The organism is Chitinophaga agrisoli (assembly GCF_008386695.1).
GTDB lineage: Bacteria > Bacteroidota > Bacteroidia > Chitinophagales > Chitinophagaceae > Chitinophaga > Chitinophaga agrisoli.
In genome coordinates this window covers 797,851-818,241 of the sequence record NZ_VUOC01000003.1, presented here as the reverse complement: position 1 = coordinate 818,241, position 20,391 = coordinate 797,851, and the positions used below count along the sequence as shown (strand labels likewise).

General features: G+C 49.0%; 19 protein-coding genes. 7 read left to right on the top strand and 12 right to left on the bottom strand.

Annotated elements, in window-relative coordinates; genetic code table 11:
- Positions 1-157 precede the first annotated feature (157 nt).
- The gene (gene gcvP, locus F0L74_RS18705) at positions 158-3,043 is read left to right on the top strand and encodes an aminomethyl-transferring glycine dehydrogenase (protein ID WP_149839398.1); all 2,886 of its coding nucleotides are present in this window, start codon (positions 158-160) and stop codon (positions 3,041-3,043) included.
- Positions 3,044-3,318: 275 nt separating this feature from the next.
- The gene (locus tag F0L74_RS18700) at positions 3,319-4,089 is read left to right on the top strand and encodes a hypothetical protein (protein ID WP_149839397.1); all 771 of its coding nucleotides are present in this window, start codon (positions 3,319-3,321) and stop codon (positions 4,087-4,089) included.
- A 128-nt stretch (positions 4,090-4,217) separates the two neighbouring features.
- Here F0L74_RS18700 and F0L74_RS18695 read toward each other — a convergent pair whose 3' ends face one another.
- Positions 4,218-4,844, bottom strand: a complete 627-nt coding sequence (locus F0L74_RS18695) for a MarR family winged helix-turn-helix transcriptional regulator (protein WP_149839396.1) — start codon at positions 4,842-4,844, stop codon at positions 4,218-4,220.
- Positions 4,845-4,962: 118 nt separating this feature from the next.
- Here F0L74_RS18695 and F0L74_RS18690 point away from each other — a divergent pair, with 118 nt between their 5' ends.
- Positions 4,963-5,451, top strand: coding sequence for a DUF2214 family protein (locus F0L74_RS18690; RefSeq protein ID WP_149839395.1), 489 nt, complete (start codon positions 4,963-4,965; stop codon positions 5,449-5,451).
- An 8-nt stretch (positions 5,452-5,459) separates the two neighbouring features.
- Here the strand turns inward: F0L74_RS18690 and F0L74_RS18685 are convergent, their stop codons facing one another.
- Positions 5,460-5,804 carry an MmcQ/YjbR family DNA-binding protein gene (locus tag F0L74_RS18685; protein ID WP_149839394.1) on the bottom strand — a complete coding sequence of 115 codons (345 nt, stop codon included), beginning with the start codon at positions 5,802-5,804 and terminating at the stop codon, positions 5,460-5,462.
- 120 nt (positions 5,805-5,924) lie between these two features.
- Here F0L74_RS18685 and F0L74_RS18680 point away from each other — a divergent pair, with 120 nt between their 5' ends.
- Positions 5,925-7,817: a CocE/NonD family hydrolase gene (locus F0L74_RS18680; RefSeq protein ID WP_149839393.1), complete on the top strand. Its 1,893-nt coding sequence runs from the start codon at positions 5,925-5,927 to the stop codon at positions 7,815-7,817.
- Positions 7,818-8,161: 344 nt separating this feature from the next.
- Positions 8,162-8,860: a BamJ family beta-barrel-assembly machinery protein gene (gene bamJ / locus F0L74_RS18675; RefSeq protein WP_149839392.1), complete on the top strand. Its 699-nt coding sequence runs from the start codon at positions 8,162-8,164 to the stop codon at positions 8,858-8,860.
- A gap of 76 nt (positions 8,861-8,936) precedes the next feature.
- Here the strand turns inward: bamJ and F0L74_RS18670 are convergent, their stop codons facing one another.
- From F0L74_RS18670 to F0L74_RS33655, 8 genes are all read right to left on the bottom strand, one after another.
- A complete protein-coding gene (locus tag F0L74_RS18670) occupies positions 8,937-9,929 on the bottom strand; it encodes a chorismate synthase (protein WP_149839391.1) in 993 nt (330 codons plus the stop codon).
- Positions 9,930-9,994: 65 nt separating this feature from the next.
- Complete coding sequence (gene aroA, locus F0L74_RS18665) at positions 9,995-11,272, bottom strand: 3-phosphoshikimate 1-carboxyvinyltransferase (RefSeq protein WP_149839390.1); 1,278 nt, start codon at positions 11,270-11,272, stop codon at positions 9,995-9,997.
- A gap of 20 nt (positions 11,273-11,292) precedes the next feature.
- Complete coding sequence (gene aroB / locus F0L74_RS18660) at positions 11,293-12,318, bottom strand: 3-dehydroquinate synthase (protein ID WP_149839389.1); 1,026 nt, start codon at positions 12,316-12,318, stop codon at positions 11,293-11,295.
- A 43-nt stretch (positions 12,319-12,361) separates the two neighbouring features.
- A complete protein-coding gene (locus F0L74_RS18655) occupies positions 12,362-13,459 on the bottom strand; it encodes a chorismate mutase (RefSeq protein ID WP_149839388.1) in 1,098 nt (365 codons plus the stop codon).
- A gap of 9 nt (positions 13,460-13,468) precedes the next feature.
- Positions 13,469-14,311 (bottom strand): prephenate dehydrogenase, encoded by an 843-nt coding sequence (locus tag F0L74_RS18650; RefSeq protein ID WP_149839387.1) that lies wholly within the window; start codon positions 14,309-14,311, stop codon positions 13,469-13,471.
- 43 nt (positions 14,312-14,354) lie between these two features.
- Entirely contained in the window at positions 14,355-15,527 is a 1,173-nt protein-coding gene (locus F0L74_RS18645; protein ID WP_149839386.1) for a pyridoxal phosphate-dependent aminotransferase, read from the bottom strand.
- 14 nt (positions 15,528-15,541) lie between these two features.
- The gene (locus F0L74_RS18640) at positions 15,542-16,366 is read right to left on the bottom strand and encodes a prephenate dehydratase (RefSeq protein WP_149839385.1); all 825 of its coding nucleotides are present in this window, start codon (positions 16,364-16,366) and stop codon (positions 15,542-15,544) included.
- A 765-nt stretch (positions 16,367-17,131) separates the two neighbouring features.
- The gene (locus F0L74_RS33655) at positions 17,132-17,497 is read right to left on the bottom strand and encodes a hypothetical protein (protein ID WP_213087013.1); all 366 of its coding nucleotides are present in this window, start codon (positions 17,495-17,497) and stop codon (positions 17,132-17,134) included.
- Between F0L74_RS33655 and F0L74_RS18630 the strand changes: the two genes are divergently transcribed.
- Both F0L74_RS18630 and F0L74_RS18625 read left to right on the top strand, forming a co-directional pair.
- Positions 17,486-18,061, top strand: coding sequence for an RNA polymerase sigma factor (locus tag F0L74_RS18630; RefSeq protein WP_149839384.1), 576 nt, complete (start codon positions 17,486-17,488; stop codon positions 18,059-18,061). The two genes, F0L74_RS33655 and F0L74_RS18630, sit on opposite strands and share 12 nt — an antisense overlap.
- A 46-nt stretch (positions 18,062-18,107) precedes the next feature.
- Entirely contained in the window at positions 18,108-19,205 is a 1,098-nt protein-coding gene (locus tag F0L74_RS18625) for a S1 family peptidase (RefSeq protein ID WP_149839383.1), read from the top strand.
- 152 nt (positions 19,206-19,357) lie between these two features.
- On the opposite strand, the gene F0L74_RS18620 is transcribed toward F0L74_RS18625, so the two are convergent.
- Together F0L74_RS18620 and F0L74_RS18615 are read right to left on the bottom strand one after the other, a co-directional pair.
- Positions 19,358-20,065, bottom strand: coding sequence for a carboxypeptidase-like regulatory domain-containing protein (locus F0L74_RS18620; RefSeq protein WP_149839382.1), 708 nt, complete (start codon positions 20,063-20,065; stop codon positions 19,358-19,360).
- Between the two features lie 134 nt (positions 20,066-20,199).
- A complete protein-coding gene (locus F0L74_RS18615) occupies positions 20,200-20,388 on the bottom strand; it encodes a CsbD family protein (RefSeq protein WP_149839381.1) in 189 nt (62 codons plus the stop codon).
- Positions 20,389-20,391 lie beyond the last annotated feature (3 nt).

Below are 20,391 nucleotides of genomic sequence, written 5' to 3'. Positions count from 1 at the left end.
AGGTTCAGCCACTCGCCGGGAAACAGTTCTGTGACAATCCGCCTGTCTCCTACCCCATATATTATCACCACAGTTTCCACAACACGGGCGCGGGTTTGGCGGTTGCTTAAAAGAGTCATAGCTTTGCACATTCTATTCAAATTACCTGCTTTATATCATGAATCTTTTTGATATTCAACAAAATGAGTTTGTGCCCCGTCACATCGGGCCAAACGCATCTGAAACCAACCAGATGCTGGAAGCTACCGGTTACGCCTCCCTGGAGGCTTTGGTGAGCAAAACCGTACCAGGCGCCATCCGTATGCAGCAACCGCTGGCTATACCGGCGGCCATGAGTGAAAGCGATTACCTGCGCCACCTGAAGGAGGTATCCCTGAAGAATAGCGTATTCCGCAACTACATTGGGCAGGGCTACTATGATACCATTACTCCCAGCGTTATTTTACGTAATATATTCGAGAATCCAGGATGGTATACCCAGTATACCCCCTACCAGGCAGAGATTTCCCAGGGCCGCCTGGAAAGCCTGCTGAATTTCCAGACCATGGTAAGCGACCTTACAGGCCTGCCCATTGCCAATGCCTCCCTGCTGGATGAGGCAACTGCCGCTGCAGAAGCTATGACCATGTTCTTCAACGCCCTGAACCGGGATCACGAGCATATTACCCGGCCTACCTTCTTTGTAGATAACAACGTATTTCCGCAAACCAAGGATGTTATACAAACCCGCGCCACACCTTTAGACATTCAGGTAGTGTATGGCGACTATGCCACCGCACAGCCGGATGCTTCCTGGTTTGGCGCGCTGCTGCAATATCCCAATGAACTGGGCGCCGTAGCAGACTACCGGGCCTTTATTGACAAAGTACATGCCGCCGGCGCATATGTAGCTATGGCTACAGACCTGCTGGCCCTTACGCTGATAACGCCTCCCGGTGAGCTGGGTGCAGACGCCGCCTTAGGATCTGCCCAGCGTTTTGGCGTGCCTTTGGGCTTTGGCGGCCCCCATGCTGCCTTCTTCGCCGTTAAGGACGATTTTAAACGCTCTATCCCCGGCCGTATCATTGGCGTAAGTGTTGACGCCCAGGGCAACCGCGCCCTGCGTATGGCCCTGCAAACCCGTGAGCAGCACATTAAACGAGAGAAAGCCACTTCCAACATCTGTACCGCTCAGGCATTGCTGGCCAATATGGCCGCTATGTATGCTGTGTTCCATGGCCCGGAAGGGCTGCAGCGCATTGCCAGCCGCATAGCCATCCTTGCACAGGCACTGGCAGAGAAACTGCTGGCTAAAGGCTTGCATCTTGCCGCCCCCCATTTCTTTGATACCATTGTGGTAACCCACCATGGCGCTGCTGATGTTAGAGAAGAGGCGTTAAAAGCAGGCATTAACTTCCGTTATATTGGCGAAGACCGTATTGGTATTTCCCTGGACGAGACCACTACTATACAGGATGTGAACGACATTCTGTATCTGTTTGAGACCGGCCCGCTGGATAACAGCATCGCACAAAAAACCGTGCAATTTCCTGCTGGCCTGGCACGCACCTCCCCTTACCTGCTGCACCCGGTGTTTAACAGCCACCACAGCGAAACGGAAATGATGCGTTACATTAAGATGCTGGAGAACAAAGACCTGTCTTTGAACACCTCCATGATCTCCCTGGGCTCCTGCACCATGAAGCTGAATGCAGCTACGGAGATGATGCCTTTGAGCTGGGCGCACTGGAGCAAAATTCACCCCTTCGCCCCTGCCCATCAAACCCGCGGTTACAAACAGATCACGGATGAGCTGAGCGAGTACCTGTGCCAGATCACCGCTTTTGACGCCTGCAGCCTGCAGCCCAACAGCGGCGCGCAGGGCGAATACGCCGGCCTGCTGGTAATACGCGAGTACCACGAAAGCCGCGGCGAAGGACACCGCAATGTAATGCTGATCCCTATCTCCGCTCACGGCACCAACCCGGCTTCTGCTGTAATGGCGGGCTTTAAGGTGGTAGTGGTGAAAGCGCTGGAGAATGGTTATATAGATGTAGACGATCTGAAGGCCAAAGCAGCGGCGCACGCCCAGGACCTGGCTGGTATCATGATCACCTATCCATCTACTTACGGTGTATATGAAGAGAGCGTAAAAGACATCTGCAATATCATACACGAACATGGTGGCCAGGTGTATATGGATGGCGCCAATATGAACGCCCAGGTAGGCTTAACGGCTCCCGGCCTCATAGGCGCTGATGTTTGCCACCTGAACCTCCATAAGACCTTTGCTATCCCGCACGGCGGTGGCGGTCCCGGCATGGGCCCCATCTGCGTAGCTAAACACCTGGCGCCTTTCCTGCCCGGTCACGTGGAAATAGCTGCCAATAACAACGGTCAGCTAACTGCCGGCGCCAACGCTGTTTCTGCAGCGCCTTATGGCTCTGCCAGCATACTGCTGATCTCTTATGCCTACATCCGTTTGCTGGGCGCTAATGGCGTTAAACAGGCCTCTCAATACGCTATCCTGAATGCCAACTACATGAAGGCAAAACTGGAAAAAGCCTACGATATCCTGTACACCGGCAGCAATGGCACCTGTGCGCATGAGTTCATTGTAGATCTGCGCCCCTTTAAAGCCAGCGCTGGTATTGAAGCGGAAGATGTAGCCAAACGTTTAATGGACTACGGTTTCCACGCTCCTACCATGAGCTTCCCGGTAGCCGGCACTATCATGATAGAGCCTACGGAAAGTGAGGACAAAGCAGAGCTGGACCGTTTCTGCGATGCACTGCTGTCTATCCGCGAAGAGATCCGCGCCGTAGAAGAAGGTAAGGTAGATAAACAGGCAAATGTGCTGAAGAATGCGCCACATACACAGTTTGTGATCACGGCAGACGAATGGAAATCTGCCTATAGCCGTCAGCAGGCCGCTTATCCGCTGGAATATGTGAAGACCAATAAATTCTGGCCTTCTGTAAGCCGCGTAAATAACACCGTTGGCGACCGTAACCTTATCTGCACCTGCGAGCCGGTAAGCGCCTATGCAGAAGCAGAGGCATAGTTGAATAATCATACATGTAATTCATAAGCACCTGGTGTGCGAATAATAGAATGCCGCGATGTAACAATCGCGGCATTCTTGTTTAAGGGCGCTCCGGGGGTTTCCGCAGGCAGGTTTGCGTTAATCCCTGGCCCTAAATGAGGAAACCACTGGTTCAAATCCTAGCTAACCCGTTGTTAATGTTTAGGTTAACATAACTACCAAATAATACATTCAAAATTTCAACAATTAATCTTTTATGATTATATTAGCTAGAGAAAAACCTTACTATACCTATGCAGGATTTCGCCTTTATGACTACGGAAGAGCATTTTCTTTTACAGGATGCTCTTAAGAAAAACAAAAAACAAGTTAGAAAATTTGTACTGATCGGCGTGATAATGATGGTGATCGCAGCCATTGTTCCACAACTGCTCCTTTACAAAGGAGGTGGTTCTGATGATGCGGATCAGTCTATGTTTTCTTACACCAATGGCTGGTTCTGGCTGTGGCTAATATGCTTCGTTGTAGTGCTGGTATTTGCGCTTATCAAAGTAACGGAAGTACGTTATTACACCATTAAAAGGGACCTGATGGCATTACAGAAAGGCACTATACAAGCGCGCCTGGATGCCGTGTATCATGAAAACAATGATACCCAGACCAACTTCCTGGTGGTACTGCCTAACAGCAAACGTAAACGCCTTTTTTACTGGACCCGCGGCCAGCTGAATGATTTTCGTGCAGGGAATGAGGTAGAGATCAGCTACGCCCGGTATTCAAGGGTGGTATTGGAGATCGCTAAAAAGAGCGGCGTGAGCGCCAGTCACCAACCCGCAGTTGTTGCAGAAAGCGCAGATACTGTACCGGTGGCTGATATAGCTCCGGCTGCAGAAACTGTAGCCATCGCAGAAAGCGTAGTAGCTGCTGACAACACACCGGTGGCCGGTATTGCAGCTGTTGCCGATAGCGCGCCGGTAGCCGATGATGCAATTGTTGCGGACGATGCAACCGTCGCTGAAGGTGTTGTTGAAGACGCTCATGATGACGATAAGACGAACAGCTAGACTATAACTCTTTTTTTACGCCTGTAAATCACGTTATGAGGGCTGTCCACAAAAGTACAAAGCAACTGGTAGCTGGTCCGGCCCCGGGTAAGCCGGGACGGGCCACTGCTACCGGGCATAGGCAGCCTTTACGCGCCGTTCTCTTTATATATCTCTTCAAAGGTCTTATTCTTTTGTTTTTGCAGTACTGCGGAAAACCTGGTATCTATCGGCCCCAATAATTGCAAACACAATTGCTTATCATCGTCCGTTAGATCCTGCACCAGCATTCCCACTACTTTCAATAGCTGCTGTTTGGCGGCTTTCAATACCTGCTCACCCGCAACCGTTAGCTGCAGCCTTTTGACCCGCTTATCCTCTTCATCATCGTATTCATCGATCAATGCCCTGTTCTTTAGCCTGGTGAGTATATTAGTGCCGCTGGATAATTCCAGCATATTACCAAAGATCACTTCGGATTTTATGGGATGTTGCTGATTGAAGATGCTGACCATTATCCCAAATTCTTCGATCTGGTCAAGCCCGGTACCCTCCAACGCTTTATTGGTGTATATTATATGGAACCTGCCGATCCGGCTAATGAGTTTGACCAGCGCGCCATTCAGGTCAGGACGCATTTGCCAGGCGGTTTCCTTTACCTTTTGGGCCTTTACTGCGTCCACTAACTGGCTACGGCAAAAATCCTCGATCGTTGCATCAGGATACTGCCGCTCATACTCTCCCCAAAGCCTTACCAGCTCCACCGTTTTATTCATAAATACTGCCTTTTGGAAGTAAATCTACAGACAAATACACAAAATAGTTGTTTATTACTTCTAAATGGTTTTATTTTATACATAAATACAACCAAATAGTAGTTTATACATACCCACTATGACAAAAACAGAAATATTGCTCCGGTTGCTGCTAACATTACATATCACCGGTCTGGTAGTAATGGCAGGCGCCACCCTTATCGACTACATAACATTCAGGACCTTTTGGGATTTTGCGGACCATGGCAATAGCCGCTCATCGCTGGGGCTGCTGCCTTTAATGGCAAAATATGGGGCGCTGGTACGTACCGGGGCGGGTATCCTCTTTATCAGCGGAATAGCTATGTTTATGATAAAGAACAGCTGGTGGGAACAACCCTGGTTTAAGGTAAAATTAGTATTGGTGGCAATACTGATCCTACATGGAATATTGGTGGGCAACCGCACCGGGATAAACTTCAGGAAAATGGTAGTGGATAACAGCCCTGATTTTATCCAACATGTAGTGAATATAAGGGTTACACTTAATCGTTTTTATCTTATACAGCTGGCATTATTCTTTGTCATCATCCTGGTAAGCGTGCTCAGATCCGGCCGTGGCAGTTGAGATCAGGTTCACAACGTATCTTTCAACTTTTTGGGCAGCGATGCTACCACCAGATCATAGGAATCCCTGATCCATGTATACAAAAGCTTGTCTGATATGCCGGCATGCATAGCTACTGTATTCCAGTGTTTTTTATTCATATGGTAGCCAGGGGTAACGCCATCATAACGCTCACGCAGCTCAATGGCTGCTTCCGGATCGCACTTGAGGTTCACGCTTTCAAAGCTGGCGAGGTCCGTTAAAGCAAACATCTTACCCAGCACTTTATACACCAGGGTATTTTCACCAAACGGGAATTCTTCGGTTACTCCTTTCAGTGAAAGGCAATATTCGCGGAACTGTTCTATGTGCATATATCTAATGTACGATTTCCGGGATGAAATTACGGCATAACTACCCATGTAATAAATGGGAAATCATAAATCTAAAATTGTAAATTAAGCGCCAGATCAAAATCTAAACCTGAACAGCTTATGATAACACGCTTGTGGATGGCGCTCGCCATCCTGCTTGTATTCCCGGCTTGCGTAAAAGCCGTTAATGAAGATTCAGTATGGGTAATGGAGCACTACACGAAAAAGGAGATCTACATCCCCATGCGTGACGGTACCCGTTTATTCACTTCTATCTACGCGCCTAAGGATAACAGTGAAAAACATCCCATCCTGATGTCGCGCACACCCTACAGTTGCGCGCCTTATGGTGTTGATAAGTTTAAGCCTTACTGGCGTAGCTACGTGCTCAATTACCTGAAACAAGGCTATATCATGGTCACCCAGGACGTACGTGGCCGCTGGATGAGCGAAGGTACGTTTGTAGATGTACGGCCTTATGTAACCACCAAGAAGGCTAAAAAAGACATTGACGAGGCCAGCGATACCTATGATACCATAGACTGGCTGGTAAAGAACCAGGAGAATAACAATGGCCGCGTAGGTGTATTTGGTATCTCCTACCCTGGTTTTTACAGCACCATGGCGGCCTTAAGCGCTCACCCCGCATTAAAAGCTGTGAGCCCGCAGGCGCCGGTAACGGACTGGTTCCAGGGAGACGATTTTCACCATAACGGGGCCTTTTTTATAACAGACGCTTTCTCTTTTTATACTTCCTTTGGCAAACCCCGCCCCCAGCCTACTACCGTAGGACCGGAAGGTTTTGAATACTATACGCACGATAACTATAAGTTTTACCTGGAAACAGGGGCTTTAAAGAACTTCGCAAAGCTGATGGGCGATAGCATTGCTTTCTGGAAAGACCTGTATGCGCATCCTAACCTGGACGAATGGTGGAAAGCGCGTAATGTGCGTAATTTCCTGACCAATGTACAACCCGCCATGCTGGAAGTAGGCGGCCTGTTTGATGCGGAGGATTGTTTTGGCGCCTGGAATGTTTACAAGACCATAGAAAAACAGAGCCATAACACCAATAACCGTATTGTAATGGGTCCCTGGTACCATGGCCAATGGGCTTCCAAAGACGGTACTCACCTGGGTAATGTGCGGTTTGACAGCAATACTTCAGAATGGTACCAGCAGAACGTAGAATTCCCCTTCTTTGAATACTACCTGCATGGCAAAGGCAATGAGCCAGATATTGCAGAAGCCACCATCTTCTTTACCGGCGAAAACCAGTGGAAGAAACTGAAACAATGGCCGCCGGCAGATATGCAGCCACAACCTGTATACATGGAGGCTAATGGTAAACTGGGCTTTACCAAGCCAGGCGGCAGCAATAGCTTTAGCGAATATGTAAGCGACCCGGCCAAACCGGTGCCTTATGTAGATGCGGTACATTTTTCCCGCACCATCAGTTACATGACGGATGACCAGCGTTTTGCCGCCCGCCGTCCGGATGTGCTGGCGTTTGAGTCTGATGCGCTGCCCCATGATGTTACCCTGGCCGGCCCCCTCGTGGCAGACCTGGTAGTAAGCACCACCGGTACAGACGCAGATTTTGTGGTGAAGCTGATAGACGTATTCCCGGATGATTTCAGCTATGAGCCGGAAGCGGCTACCGAGCATCGCCGCCTGCCTTCCAGCACCTACCCTATGGGCGGTTACCAGATGCTGGTACGCGGCGAGATCATGCGCGGCAAGTTCCGTAACAGCTTTGAAAAACCGGAGCCTTTTGTGCCCGGCCAGCCTACAGAAGTAAAGTATACCATGCCTGATGTTGCGCACACCTTCAAAAAAGGCCATAAGATCATGATACAGGTGCAAAGCACCTGGTTCCCGCTGGTAGACCGGAATCCACAGGTATTTACAGACATTTACCATTGTGATGATAAAGATTTCAAAAAAGCGACCATACATCTCTATCACGATGCAGCCCACGCATCCAGCGTGCTGCTGCCGGTAGTGAAGTAGAACTCCCTTAGATCTGAAAACAGTAAAGCCAGGCATCACTACGCCTGGCTTTACTGTTTTCAGGGATTTGACACGGGTGACAGATAGGTGCATATACAATTAACAATCAATACTATATGGGCATGATGCGGATATGATGTGGACTTGATCCAGGGATGATATTGACAGAAACAGGAAAACCTATTATCTTTAAGCTGAAGCATATATACAAATCCACATTATGAAACAGTTATTCCTGCTCGCAAGCGTATCTTTCGTATTCATCGCCATCCTTTTACTGGCTGCCATAGCGGCTACGGCATAATTTATTTATCTTGCCCCCCAATATTGATAAACCATAAAGTATGATCAAAAAATTCCTATTCCTGGGGGCATTGGGATTAACGGGCTTTTGCAGCTTTGCACAAACCAAGGCAAAGCCTAAACCGGTGGCCGGCGCCCCATTAAAATCTTTGGCCGACTCAGCTAGCTATGCAATAGGGCAGGACATTGGCAATACCCTGAAATCACAAGGGTTAGACCATTTGAATACCGCCTTACTTATAAAAGCGATACAAGACGCTACCAAGGACCAAAAACCACTGTTAACACAAGAACAAAGCCAGATGAGCATTCGTGAATACCTGCAAAAGATAGCAGCAGAAAAATCTTCCAAGAATAAAGCCGCCGGCGACGCCTTCCTGGCGGCCAACAAAGCCAAACCCGGCGTTACCACTTTACCGGACGGTTTACAGTACCTGGTGCTGAAAGAAGGTACCGGGCCTAAACCTACCGCTAATGACCGTGTAAAAACGCATTACCATGGCACCCTGATAGACGGTACTGTATTTGACAGCTCTGTAGACAGGGGACAGCCTATCACCTTTGCGGTGGGCGGCGTGATCAAAGGTTGGACAGAGGCCCTGCAATTGATGCCGGTTGGCTCCAAATGGCGCTTATTCATCCCCGCAGACCTGGCCTATGGCGATCGTCAGCAGGGACCTAAAATAGGGCCAAACAGTACGCTGGTGTTTGATGTGGAGTTGCTGGAGATAGTACAGTAAGCGATAAGCTATAAAAATAAAGTGCGGATGTGTAAATGAACCTCATTTACCATCCGCACTTTTGCATATCTGCAAATTACATGATCCTGGGTGTTCGCTGTTCTAAAAGCATAAGATCTGCCAATACCATGGCGGTAACGGCTTCCAGCACTACCGGCACACGCAGGGCGATACAAAGATCGTGGCGGCCTTTAACGCTGAATGTCTCAACTTCCCCGCTTTTTACATTGAGGGTTTGCTGTTCTTTGGGGGTGCTGCTGGTAGGTTTTACCGCTACGCGGAATACCAGCGGGTTGCCGTTGGTAATACCGCCCACTATGCCGCCGGCATTATTCGTTCCCGTTTTGCCGCTGGCGTCTATAATAGGATCGTTATGTTCCAGGCCTTTCATACGGGCGGCGGCAAAGCCGGCGCCAAACTCAATACCTTTAATGGCAGGGATAGAAAAAGCGGCATGCGCAATGCAGGACTCTACAGAGTCAAAAAAGGGCTCTCCCAGGCCAATAGGCAGGCCATCCACCACGCATTCCACTATACCGCCCACAGAGTCTTTGGCGGCAATAGCGGCCTCTAAACCTGCTTCCGGATCGGCATAGCCGCCCACTTCTTTTAAACTGGCATTTACCGTGATGCCGCTACCCAGTATTTTCTTGGCTATCACGCCGGCAGCTACCAGGTTAAGGGTAAGACGGCCACTGAAATGGCCGCCGCCCCGGTAATCTTCAAAACCACCGTATTTTTTGGTGGCTACAAAGTCCGCATGACCGGGGCGTGGGAACTCGCGCAGCTTTTCATAGTCTGCGCTACGGGTGTTATTATTCTCAAACAGAATGGTAATGGGAGCGCCGGTAGTACGGTCGTTGAATACGCCGGATTTGATAAAAGGAAGGTCTTCTTCTTTACGCGGCGTAGTACCACGGGAGCCGCCTTTGCGCCGCTCCAGGTCCGGCAGGAAATCTTCCTGCTGCAGCGGGAGGCCCGCCGGCGCCCCATCTATATTTACGCCTACGCTCAAACCGTGCGACTCTCCAAAAACATTTACCCGGAATATCCTGCCAAAACCATTCATCTGAGATCTTATTTATTAGTTGTTACGAATGTGCATCCTGCTGTTGTAACAGGATGCAGCCATTATCAATGATTAATGTTCAATGCTTCTTTCTTTACAATACCGCCTATCTGCTGCAAATGTTCAAAAAATTCAGGATAGGACTTGTTAATGGCTTCCGCATTTTCGATCTCCACCGCTGCATCTGCCGTTAACGCAGCAACTGCGCAGGCCATGGCAATACGGTGGTCGTTATGGGAATGCACTTTTGCGCCTTTGATACCGGTACCGCCGTGCACCAGCATAACATCGCCCTCCAGGTCTATACGGATGCCCATCTTACCAAACTCCTGCTGCAGGGTAATACCACGGTCACTTTCCTTATGCGCCAGCCGGCTTACCCCCTGGATCTTTGTAATACCGTTACAGTTGGCAGCCAGCGCTACCAGTGGCGGAAACAGGTCCGGACAGTCTGTTGCATCAAATTCAAACGCCTGCAGTCCTGCTTTTTCCACTATCACGGTAAACACGCCGGGCATCATATTAGCGCCCGCGCTTTCCAGTGCCTGCAGAATAGCCTTATCTGACTGGGCAGACTGTGTATTGAGGTGGTGTACTTCTGCCTTGCCGGCTACCGCCGCTGCTACCAGCAAAAACGCAGCGCCGCTCCAATCCCCTTCTACCGTATATTCCCCGGCACGGTAAGCTTGTTTCTTACCAAAGTGGAAACGCTCAAAATTCTCCTGCTCCACCTTTACGCCAAACTGCTCCATCAATTGCAGGGTAAGGGCAATATAAGGTTTGCTCTTAAGGTCTGTTACGGTGATGGTGGCATTTTCCGCTACCGCTCCAAAAGCCATCAGCAGGCCGGTAAGGAACTGGGAGCTCAGTGAGCCGTCAATCGTGATATCCTTTGCCTGCAGGGGCCCTTTAATACGCAGGGGCAGCTTGCCGTTGTTGGTGCTGCATGCTACGCCCAGCTGTGGCAATACTGCTTCAAAGAAATCCATAGGACGGGTAGTTAAACTGCCATGCCCTTCAATGGTGATCTCAAGATCCGCCAGTGCCGCTATAGGCGTAAACATGCGGATACCCAGGCCAGACTCCCCACAGTTGATGGTATCATAAAAAGGCTTTACGCCGTTGCTGGTGATCTCTACATCCTCTCCCGTACGCTTGATCTTAGCACCCAGGTTTTCTGCTACTTCCAGTGCTGCCAGGCAATCGTTACTAAGACCGGGATTATGGATAACCGTTTTTCCCTTGCTCAGCAAAGCCGCCGCCACTGCGCGTTGCATAGCGCTTTTGGAAGGGTTGGCTGTAACAGTGCCTTTTATAACACCTGGCGATACAATAACATTCATTTGTTGCTTTTTTAGATGTTTTACAGTTCCTGTAACAACTGCTTCAGTTCTTCGAGGGGCACCGGTTTGGTAATAGCCTTACCAATGGTTTCCAGTAATACAAAGTGAATGGCGTTCTTATCGCGTTTTTTATCCAGCTTAAAGATGTCGAACACTTTTTCTTTGTTGGAGGTAAGGGTTACCGGCAACTGGTAATCGTTCACCAGGCGCATAAGGCGGTTGGTCTGCTCAGCAGGGAAACCGCTTAACCTTTCGGAGATCTTGGCGGCTGCTATCATCCCAATGGCTACCGCCTTTCCATGTGCAATGCCCTCGATCTTTTCTACCGCGTGCCCCAGGGTATGCCCAAAATTCAGCCAGCGGCGGGAAGCGGTCTCAAACTCATCTTCCAGCACCACCTGCGTTTTCAGCTCTACGGAACGCTCCACCAGGAATTGCAGCATTTCCACATCACGGGCAAGGGCTTTATCGCGGTTCTGCTCCAGGTAGTCAAAGAGGTCGGCATCCAGTATGCAGGCATACTTGATGATCTCCGCAAACCCGTTGTGCCATTCCTCGTCCGGCATGGTAGCCGGCAGCGTGTAGTCAAACAGGATAAATTCCGGCTGGCGGATAGTGCCCAGCATGTTCTTATGCTGCCCGTGGCTGATGCCGTTCTTACCGCCGATAGAAGCGTCTACCTGTGCCAGCAGCGTAGAAGGCACAAAGCCGAACGGAATGCCGCGCATGTATATGCTGGCGGCAAAACCGGTCAGGTCCGTAAGCATACCGCCGCCCACGCCTACCAGCATGGTCTTACGGTCTGCCTCCAGTTCTATGAGGCCATTTATTACCTGCTCCACTACTTCCATGCTCTTGTTCTCTTCGCCGTCCGGTATCACCAGCTTGCGCCAGCCGTTCAGCTTTGCGCCATGATGCTGGTCTACATTTTCATCCACCACCAGGATGGTCCTGGACATATCTGCATATTGGTCCAGTTGGGATAATTCCGCGCCCATATAATAGGTGGTAGCGCTTTGTTGGAATTGATATTTGCGTGAGTACATATATTTGAGCTGTTCGCTTTTAGTGCCTGGCTGCTTGTTGAGATTATTTTTCCTTCTCTTCGTTCATCACCCTGTTCTGGCGGTTGATGGATTCCAGGTGCACCGCATCAAAGTATTTCAGGATGAAATCTTTGGTAAGGCCCAGTTTCTCGCCTTTGCGGATGCCACGGTCCAGTATCTCGTTCCAGCGGTTGGTTTGCAGGATGGTGATGTTGTTCTCCTTCTTGTACATACCTATCTTCTCTGCTACTTTCATACGGTTGCCCAGCAGCTGCATGATCTCATCATCGATCTGGTTGATCTGTGCACGCAGCTTTTCGAGCGCGGTATTAAAGTCTTTATGATCGGTGCGCTCATGACGCCATACGATACCATCCAAAATTTCGGCCAGTCTTTCCGGCGTTACCTGCTGTTTAGCGTCGCTCCATGCGTTATCCGGATCAACGTGTGTTTCCAGCATCAGGCCATCGTAATCCAGGTCTACTGCTTCCTGGGCAATTTCCTGCAGAATGTCCCTGCGGCCGCCAATATGGCTGGGATCACAGATCATGGGCAGGCCTGGCATACGGCGTTTCAGCTCAATAGGCAGGTGCCACATGGGGGCATTACGGTATTCAGTATTACCATAGCTGGAGAAACCGCGGTGTATTAACCCCACTTTGGTGATGCCTGCTTTCTGGATACGCTCTACAGCGCCAATCCACAGTTCCAGATCAGGGTTGATGGGATTTTTGATCAATACGGTGGTATCCACGCCTTTCAGGGCGTCTGCTACTTCCTGTACGGAGAAGGGGTTTACCGTAGTACGGGCGCCTACCCACAGGATGTCTACGCCAAAATGCAGCGCATCTTCTACCTGTTTGCCGGTGGCTACTTCTATGGCTATGGGCATACCGGTCAGCTCTCTGGCTTTCTGTAACCAGGGCAGGCCCTTGGTGCCAATACCTTCAAAGGATCCGGGGCGGGTACGGGGTTTCCATATACCAGCGCGCAGTACATCTACCTTACCGGTCTTTGACAGCGCCAGTGCGGTAGCCAACACCTGTTCTTCCGTTTCTGCGCTGCAGGGCCCTGAGATGATCAGCGGCTTCTTGTCAGATGACGGATCAGCGAATTTCGTTTTTGCTAAGATCTGTTCCATGAGTACTCGTTATTTTAAGATTTTCCTGATTTTATTTGATTTCTGTATAAGCTTGTAAAAAGTATCGTAGTCTTCTTCTACCAGTAATTTCTTCATCTGCTCCAGCTGGTGTATATGCTCTTCCAGTACATCCAGCACATTATTGCGGTTATGCTTAAAGATGGGCACCCACATATCCGGGGAGCTTTTAGCCAGGCGCACAGTAGACTCAAAACCACCGCTGGCCAGCTCAAAGATACGCCCCTGCTCCTTCTCCTTCTTTAACACCGTTAAGGCCAGGGCAAAAGAGGTAATGTGGGAGATATGGGAAACATAAGCGGTGTGCAGGTCATGCTCCTCCGCGTTCATATACACCAGGCGCATCTGCAGTGCTTCCACCACAGTTTCCACCAGCTCCAGCGCGTCTTCGTCGCTGTTCTTCACATCGCATAACACCATGGTGCGGTTAGTGAAAAGGTTCGGTATGGCGGCTTCCGGCCCGGAATACTCCGTGCCGGCCATGGGATGGGCCGCTACAAAGCGTCCTCTGTTGGCATGACCGGCAACGAGTTGTAAGATTTGTTGTTTGGTAGAGCCCACATCCATGATCACATGGTGCGGTTTTGCATTATCCAGTATGGTGGGCAGCAGTTGCAACAACGCATCTACCGGTATGGCCGGCACAATGAGCGTGGCATGCTGCATGGCCTTTTCCAGGGAGGCTGCTTCATCAATGATGCCCAGCTCCAGCGCTTTCTGCAGGTTAGCCTCCCGCAGGTCTACGCCTATCACGCGGCTGGCCAGCCCTTTTTCTTTAAGGGTGATAGCCATGGATCCGCCGATGAGCCCTACGCCTATGATTGCTATGACCATTTTTATTAATTACGGATTATCAGATAATGTATGAATGCCATGTTTATGCGGTGGCTATCACTTTTGTTTTAATACGCTGGATGGCTTCTGCAAAAACGCTTTCGTCCTTACAAAGGCTTACCCGTATATAGTTATTGCCATTGCTGCCAAAGATAGCGCCGGGTGTAATGAACACATGCGCCTTTTGCAGGATCTCATCGGTAACGCTATAACCGTCTTTAGCGCCGGCCGGTATCCGGGCCCATACGAACAGGCCTACCTGCTTTTTATCAAAGGTGCAACCCAGCAGTTCCAGCAGCTCAAACACCTTTTCGCGGCGGGCACGGTAAATAACGTTCAGGTCATCATACCACTCCTGTCCCAATTCCAGGGCCTTTACGGCCGCCATCTGCACCGGCTGGAACATGCCGGAGTCCATATTGCTCTTAAAGCGCAGCACCTCATTGATCCAGGCGGCCTTGCCTACCAACATACCTACGCGCCAGCCCGCCATATTGGATGCCTTGCTCAGGGAATTGAGCTCCAGCACCACCTCCCTTGCGCCCTCTACCTGCAGCAGGCTTTCCGGCTTATCGCTCAGTATAAAGCTATAGGGGTTATCATGGCAAATAAGGATATTATGTTCTTTCGCGAATGCGATGAGTTTTTTGGCAAATGCTGTATTGGTAACCGCTCCGGTAGGCATATGCGGGTAGTTTACCCACATCAGCTTTACGCGGCTCAGGTCTGTTTTTGCCAGGGCCTCCAGGTCAGGCAGCCAGCCATTTTTTTCTTCCAGGTTATAATCCACCACGGTAGCCCCGCTCAGCTGTACGGCAGAGCGGTAAGTAGGGTATCCCGGGTTAGGCACCAGGGCTTCGTCGCCCTCCTGCAGGTAGGTCATACAGATGTGCATGATACCTTCTTTGGAACCGATCAGCGGCAGCACTTCCGTATCCGCATCCAGGCTTACCCCGTAAAAGCGGCCATACCAGTTGGCCATAGCGGCCCGCAGCGCGGGTATGCCCTTATAACCCTGGTAAGCATGGGTATTGGGTTTTTGCGCGTTCTCATTCAACGCGGCTATCACGGACGGGTGCGGGGGCAGATCCGGGCTGCCTATGCCCAGGTTAATGACATTGGCGCCGGCCTTGTTCATGTCATCAATTTCCCGCAACTTCTTTGAGAAGTAGTATTCTTCCGTATGCTGTAATCTTTTGGCTACCTGTATGTTCATAAGTTCCGGTTTGGCTAGTGCGTGTTTCCTTTTTTATAGATGCCCAGTACTTTCAGATGTTCGGTTAAAGACCCGATTGTTTCCAATCCTTTATTGAAAAGCTCCATGTCGTCAAATTCCATATCCGCATGGAAGTAGTAGGTCCACTCTTTGGCTGGTATCGGAAAAGACTGCAGTTTGGACAGGTTAATGCCTGCATCTGCGATCCTGGTGAGTACCTGGGCCAGGGCGCCCCTTTCATGGGAGGTTTGGAAATATACGGAGGCTTTATTGGCATCCGGCGCCGGCGCTATACCATTGCGGGAGATGGCCAGGAAACGGGTATAATTATTCTTGGCGGTTTGGATGCTGGGGGCAATAATATCTAACCCATACAATTCAGCAGCCAGCTTACCGGCAATAGCAGCCGTAGTTTTCAGCTTCTTCTGGGCTACGTGCTTGGCGCTAAGGGCGGTATCTTCTGTTTCCACGAGTTTAATATGCGGGTGCTTTTCCAGGAAATCCATACACTGCAGCAGGGCCATGGGGTGGGAATGTACTTCCCGGATATCTTCCAGGGTTTGGCCCGGCATCACCATCAGGTGCTGTTTGATCTCCAGGTATATTTCGCCATTTACATGCAGGCCGGAATTTTTGAGCAAGCTGTAGTTAGGCAATATGCTGCCTGCAATCGAGTTTTCTATAGCCATTATGCCGGCATCCACATCGGGTTGTTGTTTCACCTTCCGTACCAGCTCCGCAAAAGAGGCGCAGCATTCCACTTCCGTTTGTTTGCCATAGTACCCCTGAGCAGCTATCTGGTGAAAAGATCCTTCAAAACCCTGGATTGCAATCCGCATAAAATTTTTTTATTTGTTATGTATTTATATTTGGTTAGATGGTAAATAAAAAGGGCCCCGGAGGCCGGGACCCTTTTTATTTGTAACAGCTATATGTTTTTAGTTATCACAAAAAAGTCCCGGCCTTCTCCGCATAAAAGAAGAAGAAAAAGAAAAAGTAATAAAAGTAATAACCGGAACGAGGCTGTGACATATATGCTTTACTATGATATTATAATTAAAAAGGGCCCCTTTTGCAGGAGGCCCTTTTGTTAGTTTTTTTATCTTTAGTGATACTTACAAACGACCTCCTACTTCTGGAACCAGAAATAATAAAAACCATAAAAGTATCCAAAGGTCGCGGTGCGTATCATCTTGAATTATTCTTTGCGCAACAAAAATACACCGCGCTTTTTATTATGCAAGGGCTCCCTTAGAAAATTATATATTTTTTAATAAAACGGCTAAAAAGCTGTCATTCATTTAAAAAAACGGTAGGGCCTGATCGTTTTAGGAAGATACTGCAGCGGCTGGAGCGTGTAAAATTAAAAGCAAGGATGGTGGCAAAGGCCTTAGGCAGCCGGCTGCCTAAAGCCTCCTGCCGACGCCAAATGCTCGCAGATCGGGCAACGAATAAGTGGAAGCCAGGGCATCCTGATTATTTTTATTGATAATCATGTAATTAACTAAAGTTCGAACTAACAAAGCCCATCTCCCCAAAAACAAAAAAACCGTCCCGGATCAACGGAACGGTCTTTTTATAAAAACCTTTTTTGCTTGCCTTAATTAGTGCTTGGTAGTATCAGCAGCGATAGAGTCAACAGCTTGTTTAGCTGAGTCAGCTACAGCGCCTACAGTAGAATCAGCTACGTTAGCAGCAGAATCGATAGCTTCAGTTGCAGTAGTTGCAGCAGAATCAGTAGTTTCGCCGGTACCAGCGCCGGAACCGCAAGCTGCTACAAATAAACCGAAAGCCAGTGCTAAAAAGCCAATTTTCAGAGTGTTCTTCATCGTATAATGTTTTTGAAGGTTTTGGAAATATTTACTCTTTATACCGGGTTTGAAAAAAGGTAACCCATCTTTGTAAAGATTTTTTTTTTGGTACTTTGGGTTACCAAATGCACATAACTGTATTAATAAGTGAATGATCATCTAAACATAGCAAGGGATAGGGAATTACTGCAAGGACTGGCTCGTAATGAGGATAATGCACTGGAAATCATTTACCTGGAGAATTACCCGGTAATAATGAGGATGGTGACACAGAATAACGGTACGGAAGATGACGCCAAAGATCTTTTCCAGGAAGCTATTATTATATTATATGAAAAGGTACAGGCAGGCAATTTTGACCTCCACAGCAAACTAAAGACCTTTTTATATGCCGTTTGCCGCCGTTTATGGCTAAAAAAGCTACAAAACAGCAATGGCCAGGTAGCCCTCACAGAAACAATGGAAGAGATCCTGCCCCTTGAAGGCGTAGCCCTGGAGGAGCACGAGCAGAAGGATGAACAGTTCAGGACCATGGAAAAAGCCATGGGTACCCTGGGAGAGCCCTGTAAAACACTGCTGGAAGATTACTATATCCATAAACAATCAATGCAGGACATAGCCGAGAAATTTGGCTATACCAACGCAGAAAACGCCAAAAACCAGAAGTACAAATGCCTGATGCGCCTGAAGAAGCTGTTTTTTGAGCAATACAATACAAAGTGACCATTTTAAATAATTAATACACACCACAAACTATAAGGGAATAGTGATGAAAGATCAGATACAAATATTACAGGAAATAGAAAGCTACCTGGAAGGGCAGATGAACGAGGCTGAACGGGCCGCGTTTGAGGCCCGCCGCCAGGCCGATCCCGCGCTGGACCGGCAGGTACAGGAGCAGCAGCTATTCCTGACCACCTTACAGCAATACGGCCGGCGTAGCGAACTGCAGCGCAAAATGGACCGGATCCATACCAATATGGATACCGCATCTGCCACAGCGCCTGCCCGCGCGGTTGTACCTATACGCAAAACCTCTTACCCAAGCCGGCGCGCGCTTACCAACCTGGCTGCCGCTGCCTGTATAGCCCTGGTAACCTCCCTGAGCACCATTGCCATTATGCAAAGGGCTGCCAAACAGAAGACCACCGCCCAGTATGAGGATGTAAGAAGGGTGCTGAATAATATACAACGCTCCCAGAATGCGCTGATCAATGATATGAACAGCAGCAAAAAAGCGCCGCCCGCCAACCCGGGCACCTATGGCGGTACCGGTTTTGCTATCTCCGCCAATGGCTACATCATCACCAACTATCATGTAGTAGCCGGCGCAGACTCTTTATATGTACAGAATAATAAAGGCGAGGCCTATAAAGCCAGCAGCATATTTGAAGATGTATCCAGTGACCTGGCCATCCTGAAGATCGCAGACAGCACCTTTAAGAGCCAGCCCCTGCCCTACGCGCTCAAACCGCAGACCATGAACCTGGGCGAAGAGGTATTTACCCTGGGCTACCCGCGGGATGAAGTAGTATACGGCAAAGGATACATCAGCGCACAAACCGGTTTTCAGGGCGATACCGTGGCCTACCAGGTATCCATCCCGGTAAACCCCGGCAACAGTGGCGCCCCGTTGATAGATAATGAAGGGAATATAGTAGGCATCATCACCGGCAAACAAACCACCTCAGACGGTATCGCTTTTGCCGTAAAAGCAGCCCACCTGAAACGCCTGCTGGAAGAAATGCCCAAGGATAAGCTGCCCCGCCGGGAATGGACCCGTAAAAACCACCTGGAAAGCGTGCCACGCATAGACCAGATCAAGCGGATGGAAGACTTTGTGTATATGGTGAAAGTGTATAACTGATCTGCTAATGTGCTGATATGTTAATGTGCTAATGTATTAAAGCGACCTACGAACAAATTGGCCTTATAATAAACAAAAAGACTATTCTTAATAAGAATAGTCTTTTTTTATTGCATTCCATCAGCACATTAACATATCAGCACATTAGCACATTATTTCTTCCATGATTTATACTTGTCCGTGATCCAGTAGATCAGGTCTTCCGTATGCATCATGCGCATGGTATTATAATCCGGGTAGTTTTCATGCATAAAAAGCTGAAGGGAATCGCCCTTTAGGCCGGTTACACGGGCTACCAGCAACGGCGTATAACGGGAGTCTATGTACCTTTCCTGCTCTGCTTTTTCAAAGTTCTTCTTAAACTGACGCTTCTGTTTTTCTTTGCGGGAGAACCGGGTAATGGGGCTGAATGTTAACCCAAAACCCTGGGGCGTATTATCCCCGGCCAGGTGCAGATCTTTCCTGTCCAGCATAAATCCATATTGCTGCCGGCGGGTAATAGAGTCTAACTGATAAGGGGTATACTGGGCAGTTACCTCCACACCGGGCAACATTTTATTCTGCACTTCCAGCTGCACATTGCGGGTTTCCGTACCGGTGGACTGTTCTACAATGATGGTATCTGACTGGTAACCTATAAAAGTAAAGATCAGCTGATCACGCTGGCTGGCTGTAACCCTGTAAAAGCCGCCCTGGTCAGAATACGCCCTTTTACCAGTGGTCTTATTGATAATGGATGCATAGGGCAGCACCAGGTTATTATCCTTATCTGAGATCTGGCCGGTAACCGTAACCTGTGCCTGTACTTGTTGCCCCAGCAACAACATTCCTCCTAGCAATAGTGCGCTAATGTATTTCATATGATTGGGTTGCTTTATACATATACTACCGGTATATGAATCTCAAACAAAGTAATTTATAAGTTGTTAAAGAAACGAAAAAATCCTCCTGAATCAGGAGGATTTTTTTTATACGGGGACGTTAATTTTTCCATTTATCCTGCAGAGCGCAGCATGTCAATCACTTCTTCCCGGCTCTTGCCCAGTTTCTGCTGCAATTTACCTATCAGGCGGTCTTCCTGCCCTTCTTCATACAGTAGATCATCATCTGTAAGATCTGCATACTGTTGTTTCAGCTTGCCTTTAAGCTCATTCCATGTCCCTTTGATCTGTAACTTATCCATAAC

Coding starts and splice junctions, on each gene's coding strand:
- gcvP (WP_149839398.1), top strand. CDS start 158: ATGAATCTTTTTGATATTCAACAAAATGAGTTTGTGCCCCGTCACATC.
- F0L74_RS18700 (WP_149839397.1), top strand. CDS start 3,319: ATGCAGGATTTCGCCTTTATGACTACGGAAGAGCATTTTCTTTTACAG.
- F0L74_RS18695 (WP_149839396.1), bottom strand. CDS start 4,844: ATGAATAAAACGGTGGAGCTGGTAAGGCTTTGGGGAGAGTATGAGCGG.
- F0L74_RS18690 (WP_149839395.1), top strand. CDS start 4,963: ATGACAAAAACAGAAATATTGCTCCGGTTGCTGCTAACATTACATATC.
- F0L74_RS18685 (WP_149839394.1), bottom strand. CDS start 5,804: ATGCACATAGAACAGTTCCGCGAATATTGCCTTTCACTGAAAGGAGTA.
- F0L74_RS18680 (WP_149839393.1), top strand. CDS start 5,925: ATGATAACACGCTTGTGGATGGCGCTCGCCATCCTGCTTGTATTCCCG.
- bamJ (WP_149839392.1), top strand. CDS start 8,162: ATGATCAAAAAATTCCTATTCCTGGGGGCATTGGGATTAACGGGCTTT.
- F0L74_RS18670 (WP_149839391.1), bottom strand. CDS start 9,929: ATGAATGGTTTTGGCAGGATATTCCGGGTAAATGTTTTTGGAGAGTCG.
- aroA (WP_149839390.1), bottom strand. CDS start 11,272: ATGAATGTTATTGTATCGCCAGGTGTTATAAAAGGCACTGTTACAGCC.
- aroB (WP_149839389.1), bottom strand. CDS start 12,318: ATGTACTCACGCAAATATCAATTCCAACAAAGCGCTACCACCTATTAT.
- F0L74_RS18655 (WP_149839388.1), bottom strand. CDS start 13,459: ATGGAACAGATCTTAGCAAAAACGAAATTCGCTGATCCGTCATCTGAC.
- F0L74_RS18650 (WP_149839387.1), bottom strand. CDS start 14,311: ATGGTCATAGCAATCATAGGCGTAGGGCTCATCGGCGGATCCATGGCT.
- F0L74_RS18645 (WP_149839386.1), bottom strand. CDS start 15,527: ATGAACATACAGGTAGCCAAAAGATTACAGCATACGGAAGAATACTAC.
- F0L74_RS18640 (WP_149839385.1), bottom strand. CDS start 16,366: ATGCGGATTGCAATCCAGGGTTTTGAAGGATCTTTTCACCAGATAGCT.
- F0L74_RS33655 (WP_213087013.1), bottom strand. CDS start 17,497: ATGATCATTCACTTATTAATACAGTTATGTGCATTTGGTAACCCAAAG.
- F0L74_RS18625 (WP_149839383.1), top strand. CDS start 18,108: ATGAAAGATCAGATACAAATATTACAGGAAATAGAAAGCTACCTGGAA.
- F0L74_RS18620 (WP_149839382.1), bottom strand. CDS start 20,065: ATGAAATACATTAGCGCACTATTGCTAGGAGGAATGTTGTTGCTGGGG.
- F0L74_RS18615 (WP_149839381.1), bottom strand. CDS start 20,388: ATGGATAAGTTACAGATCAAAGGGACATGGAATGAGCTTAAAGGCAAG.